The organism is Mesorhizobium carmichaelinearum (assembly GCF_900199455.1).
GTDB lineage: Bacteria > Pseudomonadota > Alphaproteobacteria > Rhizobiales > Rhizobiaceae > Mesorhizobium > Mesorhizobium carmichaelinearum.
The window spans coordinates 57642-72718 of the sequence record NZ_FZQR01000001.1; the positions used below are offsets into that span (position 1 = coordinate 57642).

General features: G+C 61.2%; 11 protein-coding genes and 1 pseudogene. 3 read left to right on the forward strand and 9 right to left on the reverse strand.

Annotation, left to right across the window (positions count from 1 at the left end; translation table 11 throughout):
• The first annotated feature begins 341 nt into the window (after positions 1-341).
• Entirely contained in the window at positions 342-2642 is a 2301-nt protein-coding gene (locus tag CKW40_RS00230) for a mechanosensitive ion channel family protein (protein ID WP_244571033.1), read from the forward strand.
• Between the two features lie 126 nt (positions 2643-2768).
• A pseudogene (locus CKW40_RS00235) lies at positions 2769-3254 on the forward strand (SDR family NAD(P)-dependent oxidoreductase); the annotation flags it as partial.
• A gap of 124 nt (positions 3255-3378) precedes the next feature.
• Here the strand turns inward: CKW40_RS00235 and CKW40_RS00240 are convergent.
• From CKW40_RS00240 to CKW40_RS00275, 8 genes are all read right to left on the reverse strand, one after another.
• Positions 3379-4107: an ABC transporter permease gene (locus CKW40_RS00240; RefSeq protein ID WP_095197962.1), complete on the reverse strand. Its 729-nt coding sequence runs from the start codon at positions 4105-4107 to the stop codon at positions 3379-3381.
• Positions 4108-4111: 4 nt separating this feature from the next.
• Positions 4112-4819: an ABC transporter permease gene (locus CKW40_RS00245; RefSeq protein WP_095197963.1), complete on the reverse strand. Its 708-nt coding sequence runs from the start codon at positions 4817-4819 to the stop codon at positions 4112-4114.
• Positions 4820-4900: 81 nt separating this feature from the next.
• A complete protein-coding gene (locus CKW40_RS00250) occupies positions 4901-5698 on the reverse strand; it encodes a transporter substrate-binding domain-containing protein (RefSeq protein WP_095197964.1) in 798 nt (265 codons plus the stop codon).
• Positions 5699-5776: 78 nt separating this feature from the next.
• A complete protein-coding gene (locus CKW40_RS45310; RefSeq protein ID WP_439330948.1) occupies positions 5777-7702 on the reverse strand; it encodes a DUF2817 domain-containing protein in 1926 nt (641 codons plus the stop codon).
• A gap of 115 nt (positions 7703-7817) precedes the next feature.
• Positions 7818-9314, reverse strand: coding sequence for an FAD-binding oxidoreductase (locus CKW40_RS00260; RefSeq protein WP_095197966.1), 1497 nt, complete (start codon positions 9312-9314; stop codon positions 7818-7820).
• A complete protein-coding gene (locus tag CKW40_RS00265; protein ID WP_244571034.1) occupies positions 9311-10354 on the reverse strand; it encodes an aminotransferase class I/II-fold pyridoxal phosphate-dependent enzyme in 1044 nt (347 codons plus the stop codon). Before CKW40_RS00265 ends, CKW40_RS00260 begins: the two co-directional genes overlap by 4 nt.
• A gap of 122 nt (positions 10355-10476) precedes the next feature.
• On the reverse strand, positions 10477-11598 hold the full coding sequence (locus tag CKW40_RS00270; RefSeq protein WP_095197968.1) for a 2Fe-2S iron-sulfur cluster-binding protein: 1122 nt from the start codon (positions 11596-11598) through the stop codon (positions 10477-10479).
• Entirely contained in the window at positions 11595-12635 is a 1041-nt protein-coding gene (locus CKW40_RS00275; RefSeq protein WP_095197969.1) for an aromatic ring-hydroxylating dioxygenase subunit alpha, read from the reverse strand. Before CKW40_RS00275 ends, CKW40_RS00270 begins: the two co-directional genes overlap by 4 nt.
• Before the next feature lie 121 nt (positions 12636-12756).
• On the opposite strand from CKW40_RS00275, the gene CKW40_RS00280 reads away from it, so the two are divergent.
• On the forward strand, positions 12757-13665 hold the full coding sequence (locus tag CKW40_RS00280) for a LysR substrate-binding domain-containing protein (RefSeq protein ID WP_095197970.1): 909 nt from the start codon (positions 12757-12759) through the stop codon (positions 13663-13665).
• Between the two features lie 96 nt (positions 13666-13761).
• On the opposite strand, the gene CKW40_RS00285 is transcribed toward CKW40_RS00280, so the two are convergent.
• Positions 13762-15021, reverse strand: coding sequence for a CapA family protein (locus CKW40_RS00285; RefSeq protein WP_095197971.1), 1260 nt, complete (start codon positions 15019-15021; stop codon positions 13762-13764).
• Positions 15022-15077: the final 56 nt, after the last annotated feature.

Consider the following 15077-nt stretch of genomic DNA (forward strand, 5'->3'; position numbering starts at 1 on the left):
TGGCAGCACTGCTCTGTCAAGGTCGGGGCGAATTAGAGACAGGCAAAAGACTTGGTGACAGGGCTGAATGGCAAGCGCCCACGCTCGCTAGTATGGGCCTGGGATCCTGGTGCCGGCGTTCTGCGCCCGGAATCACCGAGCCCGGTTCATGGAACGCCCGGAGACCCGGACCGAGACCGAAATGCCCTGCCCCTGCGGCTAGTAGACACCGCCAAGTATCCGGCGCAACGGTCTAGCCCGAGCCGATGACGTCTTGCACCACAACATCGGCTTCTTCAAGGTAGGAGCAACGACGGCATAGATGTCGTCGCTCGCCGATTTGGCCGGAAGGTTACAGCACGATGCCACTCATGATTCGACGATTGGGAGCCAGGAACCTGGCGCGCCCGGCATGGCGTCTCGTAGATCTGACGGCGATGTTTGTCCTGGTCGCCAGGCCGCTCGTCTTTGGGATCGCCCTCCTGTTGGCTGGTCCGACACAGGCGCAGTCACCGGCGACCGTCCCGCCTGAGAGGGTCAAACAGCTGTTCGAGCTTCTCGACGATCCGTCAGTGAAGGCCTGGGTGGCCGAACAACGAAAACAGGACGCCGGGTCAACGGCAGCGCCTGCCGCGGCAGGCGCTTCACCGGCCGACGCATCGTCCGGCGCCGAGGCCGCACCAGCCCAGATGAATACGATGGCATCCTCGACGCTCGATCGGATCAAGCATCATATCGAAAGAATCGTGCGAACTTTGCCCCTGCTGCCAGGCCAGTTCGCGCGCGTTCGGGCACAGACCATGGAGGATATGTCCAGCAAAGGGCCTGCCGGCGTATTGGTGCTGATTGCGATATTCATCGCGGCCGGCCTGGCACTGACTTGGGCGACATACAAGCTCACCCGCCCATTTCGTCTTTGGATCATCGCGCAATCGAAGGATACGCCCATTGGGCGAGCCAAGAAGATTGGTGGCCGCCTGCTTTATTCCAGCATGCTGATCGTCTCGTTCGCACTGGGCAGCGCCGGCGCGTTCATGCTGTTCGACTGGCCAATGCTGATCCGCGAGATTGTGCTGACATTTCTGATGGCTGCAGTCTTCACATGGGGTGTGCGCACTTACGTTTTAGCCCTGCTCGTCCCTTCCTTCATGAAGGTCGAGAACGCCGTCGAGGTTCGCGCCTTGCCGATCACCAACGAAACGGCTGACCATTGGTTCTATTGGCTACCCCGGATCGTCGGCGTCTTCGCCTTCTTCGCCGCCGCCTTTAACCTCTTGCCCGGTCTCGGCATCGATCGGGACGGAATGATGGTCCTGTCTCTGGGCGCCGATTTCGTGATGCTGTTTCTGTGGCTGCTTGCCGTTTGGCGGCGACCAAGAAGGGCGGCAGATGGTGCGCACGGTAGCGGTCATGCGGGCGTGACCTGGTTATTGACCGCTTATTTCGTCGTTCTGTTCCTGGAACGCATCGCCGGCCTGTATACATGGTTCTGGTTCACCTTCGCCGCATTCGTCCTGCCCTTGGCAATCGTGCTGACGCAGCGCGGGGTCAATTTCGTCCTGCGGCCGGGTTCGGAAGATGTTGGCCGGCCGACGATCCCGGCGGTGACGATCGCTGTCATCGATCGCGGTATCCGGATGATCTTGATCCTGGCGGCGGCTTACTTTCTCGCGCGTGTCTGGGGTCTGGACATGCAATCCATGCGAGAGAGCGATACGACGACCATGCTCATATTGAGCGGCTTGATCAATGTCGTGGTCATTGCGCTTGCAGCCGATTTCGGCTGGTCGATCATCAAAGCTTTGATCGAACGAAAACTGGGCATCCACACACCGCATGCGGTGATCGGCGATGAGGACATCCTGACCCTCGATCCGCATCAGGCGCGGCTGCACACGCTGTTGCCGATCATCCAGAACATTCTGCTTGCGGTGATCATCGTGATGGCGGTGCTGATGATGCTCGCCTCGATTGGAATCCAGATCGGCCCGCTGATCGCCGGCGCTGGCGTCGTCGGCGTCGCTGTGGGTTTTGGCGCACAAACCATCGTCAAGGATGTGATCTCAGGCGTGTTTTATCTGCTCGACGATGCTTTTCGTGTCGGCGAATATATCTCATCGGGCAGCTACAGGGGTACGGTGGAGAGCTTTTCGCTGCGCTCGGTGAAGCTGCGCCACCATCGTGGCCCGCTGTTCACAATACCTTTCGGCGAACTCGGGGCGGTGCAGAACCAGAGCCGCGACTGGGTCACCGACAAGTTCAACGTCACCGTCGGCTATGACACCGATATCGAGCTCGCGCGCAAGCTGATCAAGCGGATAGGCCTCGAACTGGCGGAGGATCCCGAATTCAAACACTGGGTGATCGAACCGATCAAGATGCAGGGCGTACAGGAGTTCGGCGAGTACGGCATCGTATTGAGGGTCAAGGTCACAACCAGGCCGGGAGGTGCCTTCAGCATGAAAGGCAGATTCTTTTTACGCCTCCGCCAAGCCTTCAAGGAGCAGGGTATCGAACTCCCATTCCCCACCGTCCACGTCCAGGGGCTGCAGAACCCAAATGAGGCAGAGAATGCGCCTTTGGAGATCACACCCGAGTTAAGAATGGCCGTCGCGCAGTCGCACACCAATCGGCGCAGGAAGAAAAGCACGACAACGGAGTAGGAAAGTAGCGTCACGAGCCTCACCGGCCCTGACGGGATTCTGAAAGATTCGGCCGGTAGTATGCCGGAGGTCCGTTGGACGCGGCGTTGGCGTCAAACGCTACATGCCAGTAGATACCGAACGCCGGCGCTCGAACTCACCGACGAAGAATGGGACTTCAACTTTGCCGTCAACACGCGAGGCGTCTTTCTGACCAATCAGATCGCGGCCCGGCAATTTGTCGCGCAAGGCTCGGGCGTGATCGTCAACACGGCCTCACTTGCCGCCAAGGTTGGCGCTCCGCTTCTCGCCCACTACTCCGCGTCCAAATTCGCGGTTCTGGGCTGGACGCAGGCGCTGGCACGAGAGCTCGCGCCCAAAGGCATTCGCGTCAATGCCGTGTGCCCCGGATTTGTACGCACCGGCATGCAGGAGCGCGAAGTGATCTGGGAAGCAAAGCTGCGAGGGATGACACCCCAAGAGGTTACCGACAGCTACGTCGCCCAGACCCCGTTAGGGCGCCTGGAAGAACCGGACGACGTCGCCAGGGTGGTTGTATTTCTGGCTTCGGACGCAGCGCGGTTCATGACAGGTCAAGGCATCAACGTCACGGGCGGTGTGTTCACATCCTGACGATTTTGGCGCCCTCGCAGCGTTCCACGGCGCGCTCAGGCCGTCTCGAAAAGTACCCTCACCACTCCAACCAGGGCATTTGTCCATCGCAAATCAATCGCCATGGTGGGTTACGGGTCGTTCTCTAAATCACTGCCGATCCGTCGATGCGCGGCGTGGAAATGGCCTGGCGGGCCTGTGCTTCGTGCCTCATGAGGTACCGCTCTATCGAGCGGATGATCGCGATCAGCAACAGGTTGACGACCAGGTACAGGACCCCCGCAATTGCGAAAATCTCGAAGATCGCGAAGGTCTGGCTCATAAGCCGCTTGGCATAGCCGGTGATTTCCAGCACGGTGATCGTGGAGGCTAGGCTTGTCCCCTTGACGACGAGAATGAGCTCGTTGCCATAGGCCGGCAGCGCCTGGCGTATCGCGAGCGGGAACTCGATACGGCGAAAGCGCAGTATCCGCGACATGCCGCAAGCCTGGGCTGCTTCGACCAGGCCGGCCGGGACCGACATCAGCCCTCCGCGCAGGATCTCGGACGTGTAAGCTGCGGTGTTGAGCGCCAACGCCAGCACGGCGCAGCGCGAACCATCGCTGATCACCCACCACAGGACGGCGTTGTCCCTGATCAGGCTGACCTCGCCGAGGCCGTAGTAGAAGATGAATATCTGGACCAGCAGCGGCGTGCCGCGAAAGACATTGCTGTAATACTTGGCAAAGCCGGCCGCGAAGGCGTTTGACGACAGCCTCATCAGCGCCAGTCCCAGGCCGAGATTGAAGCCTATGAGCACCGAGACCAGCGTCAGCGCGGCCGTGACCCACAGGCCTTTTAGGAGAACCGGAACCGCAAGCTGGATGAGTTCCATGGTCCTACCTCCTCGCCCGCAGCCGCAGCAAGCGTTCGATCCCATCGAAGCCGGCCTGGCTGACAAGCGTGATGACCAGATAGACGACAGCCGCAATCAGATAAAAGATAAACGGATGGCGTGTGGAGTTCGCGCCGATGTAGGAAATGCGCATCAGTTCTTGAAGCCCGACCACGGAAACTAGGGCCGTGTCCTTGATCGTGGTCTGCCAGACATTGTTTATGCCTGGAACAGCTATGCGTAGCATCTGCGGGGCGATGATGCGGCGGAAGATACGGCCACCTGACAGGCCAAGGGCACGCGCGGCCTCGATGTGTCCGTTGGGGATCGACGCCAATGCGCCCCGGATCACCTCGGTCGAATAGGCGCCCGAGATCGCGCCGATGGCGATGACCGCGATGACGAACGCGTAGCCGCTTTCCGCCAGCCCGGCGTAGCCGAAAGCCGTGATGACCTTGGTGACGAATTCAACCGAACTGAAAAACAGAAGGTAGATGACGAGCAGCTCGGGGACGCCCCGCACCACGGACGTATATCCGTCCACCAGGAGCGAGAGCGGAAATATCCTGGCCCATTTGATCAGACCACAGACAACGCCAATCAGCAGCCCGGCGACCATACTGGACAAGCCCACCGCGATCGTCACGGCAGCGCCGCGCAGAATGGCGGTCACCCAACCAGCGTCCCAAACCTGCCAGAGACCGAATTCCATCTGTGTTGCTCTATTCCCAAGTGTGAACGAGGCAGTCGCATGCGCCGATCCGGCGCATGCGACGCCGCGCGTTGAAGCGCGTCAGTTGCAGGGCCTGGAAATGTCCGTCTTGAACCATTTCTTACTGGCGTTGCCGACCGATCCATCGGCGATCAGTGCGCAAAGCGCCTTGTCGATCTTGGCCTTGAGTTCGGTGTTCTCCTGCGCGATGCCGACGCCGATGCCTTCGCCGAGCGTCGGGTCGAAGGTGCTCTTGATCTGCACGCCGACCAGCTGGAAGTTCTTGCCGTCGGGCTTGTCCAGGAAGTCCTGCAGCGCGGATTGATCGGCAAAGGCCGCGTCGATCCGGCCGCTCGCCAGGTCGATCTGCATCTGGTCAAGTGTGTCGTAGGTCTTCAGATCGGCATCCGGCGCACGCTTCTCGAGGAAGTGGGCGTGGGTCGTGCCGGCCTGCACGCCGACCTTCTTGCCCGCGAGGGATTTCAGCAGCGTGTCGACGTCGGTGACGCCTGCAAGATCCGAGCCCTTCGGGGCGACGAACATGTTGGCGAGTTCGGCGTAGCCAACGCTGAAATTGATCTCTTTCTTGCGGTCGGCGGTGATCGACATCCCCGAGATGATGACATCAAAGCGCTTGGCCTTCAGCGCCGGGATGAGGCCGTCGAAAGCCTGCACGACGAAATGGCACTTCATTTCAAGCTTGGTGCAGAGCAAAGCGCCGACATCCGCGTCGAAACCGGTGACGTTGCCGTTGGCGTCGGACATGCTCCATGGCGGATACGCGCCCTCAGTGCCGATGGACAGTTCACCTTCCGCGGCCAATGCGCTTCCTGTGCTTGCCGCAAGACATGCGAGCAATGACAAGACTTTCAATTTCATAGTCAGTTCCCCTTTTTGAGTTCGTTTTGGTAGACTTGTCCCGGCATTTGCCGGAGGCTTCGAGGGTGCGCCTTTCGCTCATAGCGTCCGGGCCAGGAACTGGCGCAGACGCTCCGAGCGCGGACTGCCAAACAGCTCCGCCGGCGCTCCCTCCTCCTCCACCTTTCCCTGGTGGAGAAACAGAATCTTGTGGGAGACCTCGCGCGCGAACTGCATCTCGTGCGTCACGAGGATCATCGTGTTTCCCTCTTCCGCCAATTGGCGGATCACCCGCAGCACCTCGCCGACCAGTTCGGGGTCGAGCGCCGATGTCGGTTCGTCGAAAAGGATGACCTTGGGGCGCATCGCAAGCGTGCGGGCAATCGCGGCACGCTGCTCCTGGCCTCCCGACAACTGGCCGGGATAATGCGCGTGCTTGTCGGAGAGCCCGACCTTCTTCAACAAGGCGTGGGCGTGGTCGACGGCCTTCTCGCGAGGCTCCTTCAAGACATGCCGCGGCGCCTCGATGATGTTTTCCAGCACTGTCATGTGCGGCCAGAGATTGAAGCTTTGAAACACCATCCCGACGCGGGCACGAATCCGCTCGACCTGCGCCATGTCGGCGGGTCCGGCACGACCGTTCGACAGTTGCTTCATCTTAATGACTTCGCCGTCGATGGCGACCTTACCGCCGTCCGGCTGTTCCAGCAGATTGATGCAGCGCAGAAACGTGCTCTTGCCCGATCCAGACGAACCGATCATCGAAATCACCTCGCCTGCGTGGGCGGTGAGATTGACGCCCTTCAACACCAGAAGAGGACCGAATCTCTTGTGCAGGTCTTCGATTTGCACGGCTGGTATCGTGACCTTCGCCGCGGCCGCGGGAACGTGACCCGCCACGGCAATGCTGTCCGATGACAGCGTCTGTCCGCGCTGGCCGGGTTTGCTTTCCGCCACTTCGACGGCCTGCAACTCCGTCAAGGCGCGATCGAAGTATCGCAGGCTGGTGGACAGGGAAGTCCGCTGCCAATCCGGATCGTCCGGGATGAAAGCACCGCGCAGCGTTGCCTTGATCCGTTTGCCGATGGGAGAATCGATCCTGCCGAAAAGATGCAGCCAGTTGTCGGCTTGGACGGCGTCCATGACTGCGGCTCCGTCCAGCGTACCGCATTCCACCACGAGCGGCAGCACCCGAGCATTCGGCATTGCCCTCACGACGGCCTCGGAGACATAGCCGGTCGCGGTCGCGGCGATGCCGGTGTTGGTCATCGCATCAGATCCGGTGATGACAGTGGCAAGTGCCGGCCCGAAAACGGACTTACCCCAGGCCATGCCTGAGTGCTCGGAAGTGGCAACCGAAAGCAGGGCTGGATATCCGTAGGGTCCCGCACCCGTGTGCAGGTCGAAGACGACGGCATGGCGCGCGCCGTCGGCAAAAGTCGACAGGATGTCGGTCAACGTCCGGTTCGACCAGACGGGGCCGGCGCCGCCATAAAACAGTCCGTCGGGAAATTCGTACTGACCCGCTTCGACGATGGCTGCCAGCCCGGCTTGTCCAAGCCTTGTTCTGGTGGCAAGAAGTTTCTCGTCGGCAGCTGTGCGATCCGGTCCTTCCCATTCCCTGTAGCCCAGCATGTTGTGGAGGCCGGCATAGCTATTGTTCTCAGGTGGCGTGCCGCCGGACCAATCGATAAAGTTGCGATTGAGATCGACGTTGTCCTCGTTGACACGACGCGACCACGCCGTTCCCCAAGGGTTGATGAGGTGGATCGCCAGGACGGCCGTTTCCGCGTCCAGATTCCATGGACCTTTCTGACTGAGCCAAGCGGTCTGGCAAGCCGAGCCGAATGGACCCTCCACGCCATGGGTACCGGAAATAAGCACGATCAGTTTTTGCGCGTCGCGCCGCCCCAACAGCGCGACATCGGTCGTAAGGACCTCACCATCCGGCCCATGCAACGGATGGATATATTCGGACAATTCCGCGCCCGCGCGCTGCGCCGCCCTGCGGAATCTTTCACGCATCGCCGAGAAGCTGGCGGCGTATGGCTGCGTCGCATGATCGTGCCGCGCCGTGGCTCCTTCGAAACGGTCAACAGCTTCGGCCAACTTGTCCGTTCCATGCAATTTCGCGATGGGGCTAGTCATTGGCGGTCTCGTCTTGACGTTGCGATCGGCGCTCTTCGGAAGCAGGCGGCCCGGGAGAACGGACGAACCAGCCATGGCCAGGCAGGACCTTGTCGGGGTTCATGAGTGACTGACCGTCCAGCGTCTTCTTGATCCGTTCCATCGTGGCGAGCTTGGTCGGGTCGGCCGTTGCCAGGAGCGAATGGATGCGCTTGGACCCGATACCGTGTTCGGCGGAAAAGGAGCCGCCGAGCTCGCGCAGGCCGTCATAGAGAACGCGTTCGACCGCTTCTGCCATGCGCTCGGGGAGCGGGCCCTGACGGTTCAGGATGATGTGCAAATTGCCATCCGCGAGATGCCCGAAAACATACGGGACAAGATCGGGTTCGATCGCGGCAAGGCCAGCGAAGGCCCTTTCGAGATAGTCTGGAATTTCCGACAGCGGCACGGATACGTCGAACGATGGTGCGTTCGGGTGCGCGCGGTAGAGGACACTGCTGTCCTCCCGCAGCCGCCACAGATCGTTTTCTTGCCGCCGCGAATTGGCGATGATGCCTGTCGCCTCCGGAAAACGCTCGATGGTTTCGCAATAGATCCGCTCGAAGTCTTGCTGAAGGATGTCTTCGCGGGCGCCACCTAGCAACAGCAGCAGGAATATTGGCTGATCGGGCGCAACGCCGGGTTCCGACCAGCCGTGTGCCGAGGACGCCAGCCTGAAGTAGGAATTCCACATCGCCTCGGCGGCGCGCAAATGCCCAACGCCGGATTCAAACGCCATACGGATGGTTTCGAGAGCGGCCTCGACGGAAGGCAGCCCGAAAAGCGCGGTAGCGGTTGCCTTGGGCGAAGGCTCGAGCTTGACGACCACACGCGTCACTATTCCAAGTGTTCCTTCGGCGCCGATGAAAAGATGCTTTAGGTCATAGCCAGCGGAATTCTTCACTACCCGAGTGAGGTCGCAATAGACAGAACCATCCGCCATCACCGCTTCGAGACCAAGTATCCGATGGCGCATGACGCCATTGCGAAACGCCATCATCCCACCGGCGTTGGTGGACACCATGCCGCCGATCGTCGCGGAGCCCCGCGCGGCCAGATCGATACCCGGTTCCAGACCATGGGCTCTTGCTGCCGTTTGCAATTCTTCCAGGGTGACTCCGGCATCGACGACTGCAGTCCGCTCTACCGGATCGAGCCGTTCGATCCGGTTCATGCGTGCCGTCGAAAGGACGATCTCGCCAATATGCGAAATGCTTCCCCCGACAAGACCCGTCCCGCCACCGAGAGGCACCACCGGGATCTCGTACTGGCAGCAGACACGAACGACCGCGGCGACCTGATCTGTGGAGGCTGGCAACACAATGATGGCGGCGTCCTGTTCGATCGCCCCGAAGACCTCGGCGATACGCACGTTCGAAGTGCCGACGATGGTACGAAGGCTTTCAATCAGCGGAAGGGGCACCAAATTGCCGACACGTTCGTCATGGCTTGCGACTGCGGCGGCGTTCATTGGCCTGCGAGCCCCTGAAGGGCTGCGATCAGCCGGTCATTGTCGGCAGGCGAGCCGATCGTGACGCGCATATAGCGTTCATACCCGCTTTCGCGCCATGCCTTGACGATGATCCCCTGCCCAAGCAGCGAGGCCGCAAGGCGCCCGCTGTCGCCGTTGCAATCGAAGAAAAGGAAATTGGTCTGCGACGGCGCAACCCGGAAGCCAAGCCCGGCAAGTGCGGCCGCGACACGCTCCCGCTCTGCTCTTGCGCGGCTGGCGGACGCTCTCATCCAGCCTTCGTCAGCCAGCGCGGCGATGGCCGCGATCTGCGCCGCCCCGTTGACGTTGAACGGCGTTTTCGCGGCGGCAATCACCGCCGCGAGTTCAATGGTGGAACACAGGGCATAACCGACGCGCAGTGCGGCCAGGCCATAGGCTTTGGAAAATGTCCGAAGGACGACATAGTCGATGCCGCTGTCTCGCAGAACCTCGATGCCGTCGGGCGCGCCCGGATCGGAGAATTCGAAATAGGCCTCGTCGAGAACAAAGAGCGTGCCAGGCCGAACGGCTGCGATGAGGCGTTGCAAGGCGGCGTGGTCGAGGCCTGGTCCCACGGGATTCCAGGGCGAGGAGATGAAAACGATCTTCGGCTGCGCTGCAATCGCGGTTTCGAGTGCAGGAAGATCAAATCCCATTTCGGCGGTCATGGGAATCTTGGCCACCTTCGCGCCGACCGCCAGGGGCTCTATTTCGTGCAGACCAAAGCTTGGCACCGTCGTGACAACGTAAGCGCCGGGCGAGAGTACGGCGCGCGAGATCGCAGCGATCATTTCCTCCGATCCGTTGCCGACAACGATCAGACCCGGGTCGATTGCCGCTTTCTCGCCAAGCGCCGCACGCAACGCCGTGCAGGCCGGATCGGCATAGCGCCATGGCTCGAACGATGGTGATGCAAGCGCCTTCATGACAGTTGGAGAACAGCCGTCGGGATTCTCATTGCTGGCCAGCCGGACGATGTCCTGGCGACCGCTGAGCGTGCGCGCCACCGCAATGTTCATGCCCGCATTGTATGGAGGCAACGAGGCGACATACGGATTGAAGAGAAGTTTTGACTTTGTTGTGCGCGAATTTTCCAATCCAGACGTCCTTTCCGATACGCTCTTTCGGCGGATGGCATCCATCAGATATCCAGGACGACAGATCCGCGCGGCTTGGAGCAGCACAGCAACACTTCCCCTGGCTCAAGCTCGTCGAGCGGCTCTTCGAAATAGCTGACCTCACCGCTGATCAGCCGCGACTTGCACGTGCCGCAGACGCCGGCGCGGCAGCTGAATTCCGGTTCCAGCCCTTGCTCTTCGGCGAATTCGAGCAGGGATGACACACCGTCCCACGCAGCCTTGATCCCCGATTTCCGGAACTCGACCGCAACGGTTTTGCCGTCCGGCTCGATCTCCACCCTTGGTGGGGCTATGACAGGTGTCTGCGCGACATCGAGCACCGTGGCCGGGCCGAAAAACTCGTAGGCGACACGCGCCTTCGGCACGCCAAGGTCCCGCACGATCGCGTAGACAGCTTGCATGAAGGGCGGCGGACCGCAGAGGTAGAAGTCGTAGTCGTCGAGCGACAAAAGACGCTGGAGCATTTCGCGCGAAACCAGGCCCTCGCTGTGGAATTTCCGCTCCGATTTGTCGCGCTCCGTAGGGGAGCGATAGCAGAAGTGAACCGTGACGCCGGGCCGTGTGGCCGCCAAGGCCGACACCTCGTCGCGCAATGCATGAACGTCCCCGTTCTCGCAGGCGTGGATGAAGACCACCCGACGATCCGATGCCGACGCAAGCGCGTGCAGCATCGAAACCATCGGCGTGAGGCCGACGCCACCACTGAGCAGGACAACGGGCCGGCTGCTGCCGGTGTCGAGAACGAAATCGCCACGCGGCCCCTCGGCCGACAGAACATCGCCCACCTCGATCTGGTCGTGCAGGAAGCAGGAACTACGCCCGGCTGGTAACCCCGGCTTGGGCGGGGCCTCCCGCTTGACGCTGATCCGGTAAGTGCCGACGACGCTCGGGGGGCCGGAGACGCTGTAGTTTCGCAGCACATAGTCCTTTGCGGCCGCCGCTTGCTTCGAAGCGGGAATGCGGAACACCAGGAACTGGCCCGGTTGGTATGCGCGCCAGCCCTGCGCCTGCACGGGCTGGAGGAGGAACGATGTGATGATCGCGCTCTCCCTCACCTTCGCGACGACCTTCAGGTCGCGAAACCCGCTTCGTTCCACACTTGCGCGGGCGGACAATGAGCTCATTCGGCCGCGGCCAATTGCTGGCTTTCGGCGGCAATGAGCTTTGAAAGATTGCGACGAAAGCGCATCGGTCCGACATCGATCTTGAGATCGAGATTGGGTGTCCGCTTGTTGGCCATGCCTTTGTGCACGGCATTCAAGACAGCGCGGTCTTCGTCGAATGCCCCGCGCACCGATGTGGCGAACTGGCGTGAAACCTCCTGGTCGTCGGGCGCGAAGTTGCGCATCTGGAACCAGTAGTATTTCGTCTGGTTCTCATCGACGGGCGTCATGAAGTTGTAGCTGTCCATGAGGAATACATCCTCATGGTATGGCTTGCCTTCGCCACCGGTACGGGCGGGCACGAAGATGGCCTTGATGATGGCGTTGCTGGGGTAGCGCACTTCGTAGTGCTGCTTGCGGTCGCAATGGCCTGAGAATTTGAGGAACGGCGCGTAGAACGGCGCCGGCTCGACATCCACCATCCAACGCCACACGGTCACCCCGTGCGCGCCCACGGTGGTCTCGAGTGGCACGTCTTCCATCGCCTGGACACCGCCAAAAGACGACTGATGGACCCAGGAGACGTGCGACGGATCCAGCAGATTGTCGGTCATGTAGAGGTAGTTGCAATCGAGCGTCATGGACTCGCCGCGATTGACGCCCCACGCCGGATCGCCCCAGTGGTCGACTTCGAAGATCAAGGCGGGATCGGCCTTCTGCACCTCGCCCATCCAGACCCACAGCAGGCCGTAGCGCTCGGCAATCGGATAGGAACGCACGCAGGCCACATGCGGTATCTTTTCCGCCCCCGGCACGCGGGTGCAGATTCCCATGCTGTCAAAAGTCAGCCCGTGATAGCCGCACTCGACCATATCGCCCTTGATGCGACCCATCGACAGCGGCAACTTGCGATGCGGGCAGGCATCCTCAAGTGCGGCCACGACGCCGTCGGTCTTGCGATAGAGGACGATGTCTTCGCCGAGGATGCGCACAGGTTTGAGCCCCTCGCCGACCTCCGCGTCCCATGCCGCTACGTACCAACAATTTCGAAGAAACATGGCGTCCTCCCGAGCTTGCGATCGCCAGACTGATAGCTCTCGGGCAGGGAGCGACAAAGGGCTTGCATCTGCGTTCTATTTTAGAAATGCTAAAACAAACCGACCCCAGGATTGTCCCCAGGTGAAGAAAGCGCTCCCCCTCCGTGCGATCGAGGCCTTCGAGGCTTTCGGCCGACGCGGCAGCGTTACCGCCGCCGCCGAAGAGCTTGGCGTTTCCGTCGGTGCGGTCAGCCAGCAAATCCGCAAGGCCGAAGATGCGCTCGGCCTCAGCTTGCTTGAACGCCGTGGCAGGAGTGTCGCGCTGACGTCCTGGGGGCGAACCTATCACGCGGCCGTTTCTTCAGGCTTCGAACAGCTTCGCGACGCGCAGCACATTGTCGAGCGGGCGCGTTCGGAAAGCGCGCTCACCATCTCTTGTCTGCCTTCGCTTGCCAGCAAATGGCTGGCGCCCCAGCTTCTGGATTGGCAGACGGCTCACGCCGGCGCGACGGTGCGTCTGATCGGCGCCGAGCAAGAGCCGCGTTTTGGTAGCGATCAAGTGGATTTTCGAATCTCGTACGGCACGAAGGTTCACGAGTTCGATCACTATGCTGAACTGTTCACGGACTGGGTAGTCCCTGCCTGCGCGCCTGGATTGCTGGCCAACCGCCCCTTGAAGAGGCCCTCGGATATCCTCGATTTTCCCCTGCTCGGCATAGAATGGGCACGGGACCATCAATCACCGCCGAGCTGGGCGGAGTGGGCGCACGGGATTGGTGCGTCGCACCGGAGGACTTCCGGTGAAGTGGCGTTCTCATTGTCGAGTGCCGCGATCGACGCCGCGATCAATGGAAAAGGCTTTGTCCTTGCTCAATTGTCCATGGCCGCAGAGGACATTGCATCCGGCCGGCTGATCGTGCCGTTCAACGAGCGCGTGCGACTGACCGGTGCCTATTTCCTTGCCTGGGATCGTGCGGCGCTGGACAAGCCATTCGGGCCGGAACTGCGTGCTTGGGTCGTTTCAATCTCCAAGCGGCTGGATGCTTCTTGAGCACGTTCCTGAAACCGATGCCCTCGGCGACGATCTGATCAAGCGCACCAATAGCCTCGTGCAGCGCATCGTCGTGTGCAGCCGCTTGCCGGCGCTTCAAAGCGAGCCTTCGGCTCGTAAACGGCCACCTATTATTTCGTCAGTCCTCTCGACGTCGATCGACACGCCGTGCGACCGCGAGCGGGCCGCCAAGTCCTCGATCATCTCGACCCCCAGTTCTTCCGACGCCGGAGCTGGAACGATGCGCTCATGATAATTTTCGGCGCCCAGCATGCGCTCGCCGCCGATGATGATGGGAAGGAGGTCAATCGACTGCAACCGGGCATCGGCATCGAAGCGGCACGTCGCGACCATGCTCTTCCAAACATCCGGAGCGCTCCATACCACTTCGCCCTCATTGAGATGGAAGAGGAAATTACCCAGCCCGAAGAAGATCGGCGCACCGCGATAGGTCTCCACGGGCTGCAGGACGGGAGCACCGTGACTGACGAACACCCCTGCCCCGGCATCGACACAGGCGCGCGCGAGCGACTGAACCCATGCTGGAACCTCCCGCCAGTTCGGTTCCCAATGATGATGGTGGAGGTAGGCGATGACGAAGGCACCCTCCGCGGCGGCGCGGCGGATTGCCGAGAGGTGACTTTGCAGGCTCGCCTCGTCCACCAGGATCTGGCGCCTGTTCTCTAGGGATCGGCAAAAGATCGTTCCGTAAAAATCGATCTCGTCGGCCGACGGAAGGTCAGGCGGATCGTGCGGCTGGGCATAGTTGCCCCGTTCCATCGGACTGCTTTGGAAGATGTCCTGAATGCCGGTCAGGCTCGCAAACACCTTGGGATCGACCTCAAATCGCCTCGAGACGTCGAGCCCGTTCACGCCCGGCCTTGCCGGACGTCGGTCCGTCGCGTCGGCTGCGTACATGGTCGCCGGGCCGGGTCCCGCGTCCATGGCGACAAGCGCCACTCGTCTCGTGCCGAAGGTTTTCACTCCCGGCCGACGCGCATCCGTGGCATCAACACCGATGCCGGCGTGAAGGAACCCTCTCTCCGCCACCTCTTCGAGCGTCGACAGAACGCCGGGTGGGCCGAGGTCGAAAGCGTGGTTGTTGGAGAGCGCCAAGGCGTTGAAGCCGATGTCCTTCAGCGCATCCAGCACCACGGGTGCCGAACAGCCGAAGTAGGAACCCTTCATCGGCCATCCACCATGTCGGCCGAACACCGTCGTCTCGAAATTCGTGAAGGCGATATCAGCCTGCCGGATCAGCGCCTTGATCGCGGCAAATCCAGCGTCCGAGACCTGCCGAACATCATGATGGATGAGAGATTGTCCGGTTAGAACAAGCGTGAACGGTGAAGACATTATGGCGTACCCTGGAGATGAATTTAGGGGTGGCGGCCCTTAGGCCGCCGGAAGGA

Coding starts and splice junctions, on each gene's coding strand:
- CKW40_RS00230 (WP_244571033.1), top strand. CDS start 342: ATGCCACTCATGATTCGACGATTGGGAGCCAGGAACCTGGCGCGCCCG.
- CKW40_RS00240 (WP_095197962.1), bottom strand. CDS start 4,107: ATGGAACTCATCCAGCTTGCGGTTCCGGTTCTCCTAAAAGGCCTGTGG.
- CKW40_RS00245 (WP_095197963.1), bottom strand. CDS start 4,819: ATGGAATTCGGTCTCTGGCAGGTTTGGGACGCTGGTTGGGTGACCGCC.
- CKW40_RS00250 (WP_095197964.1), bottom strand. CDS start 5,698: ATGAAATTGAAAGTCTTGTCATTGCTCGCATGTCTTGCGGCAAGCACA.
- CKW40_RS45310 (WP_439330948.1), bottom strand. CDS start 7,702: ATGCGTGAAAGATTCCGCAGGGCGGCGCAGCGCGCGGGCGCGGAATTG.
- CKW40_RS00260 (WP_095197966.1), bottom strand. CDS start 9,314: ATGAACGCCGCCGCAGTCGCAAGCCATGACGAACGTGTCGGCAATTTG.
- CKW40_RS00265 (WP_244571034.1), bottom strand. CDS start 10,354: ATGAACATTGCGGTGGCGCGCACGCTCAGCGGTCGCCAGGACATCGTC.
- CKW40_RS00270 (WP_095197968.1), bottom strand. CDS start 11,598: ATGAGCTCATTGTCCGCCCGCGCAAGTGTGGAACGAAGCGGGTTTCGC.
- CKW40_RS00275 (WP_095197969.1), bottom strand. CDS start 12,635: ATGTTTCTTCGAAATTGTTGGTACGTAGCGGCATGGGACGCGGAGGTC.
- CKW40_RS00285 (WP_095197971.1), bottom strand. CDS start 15,021: ATGTCTTCACCGTTCACGCTTGTTCTAACCGGACAATCTCTCATCCAT.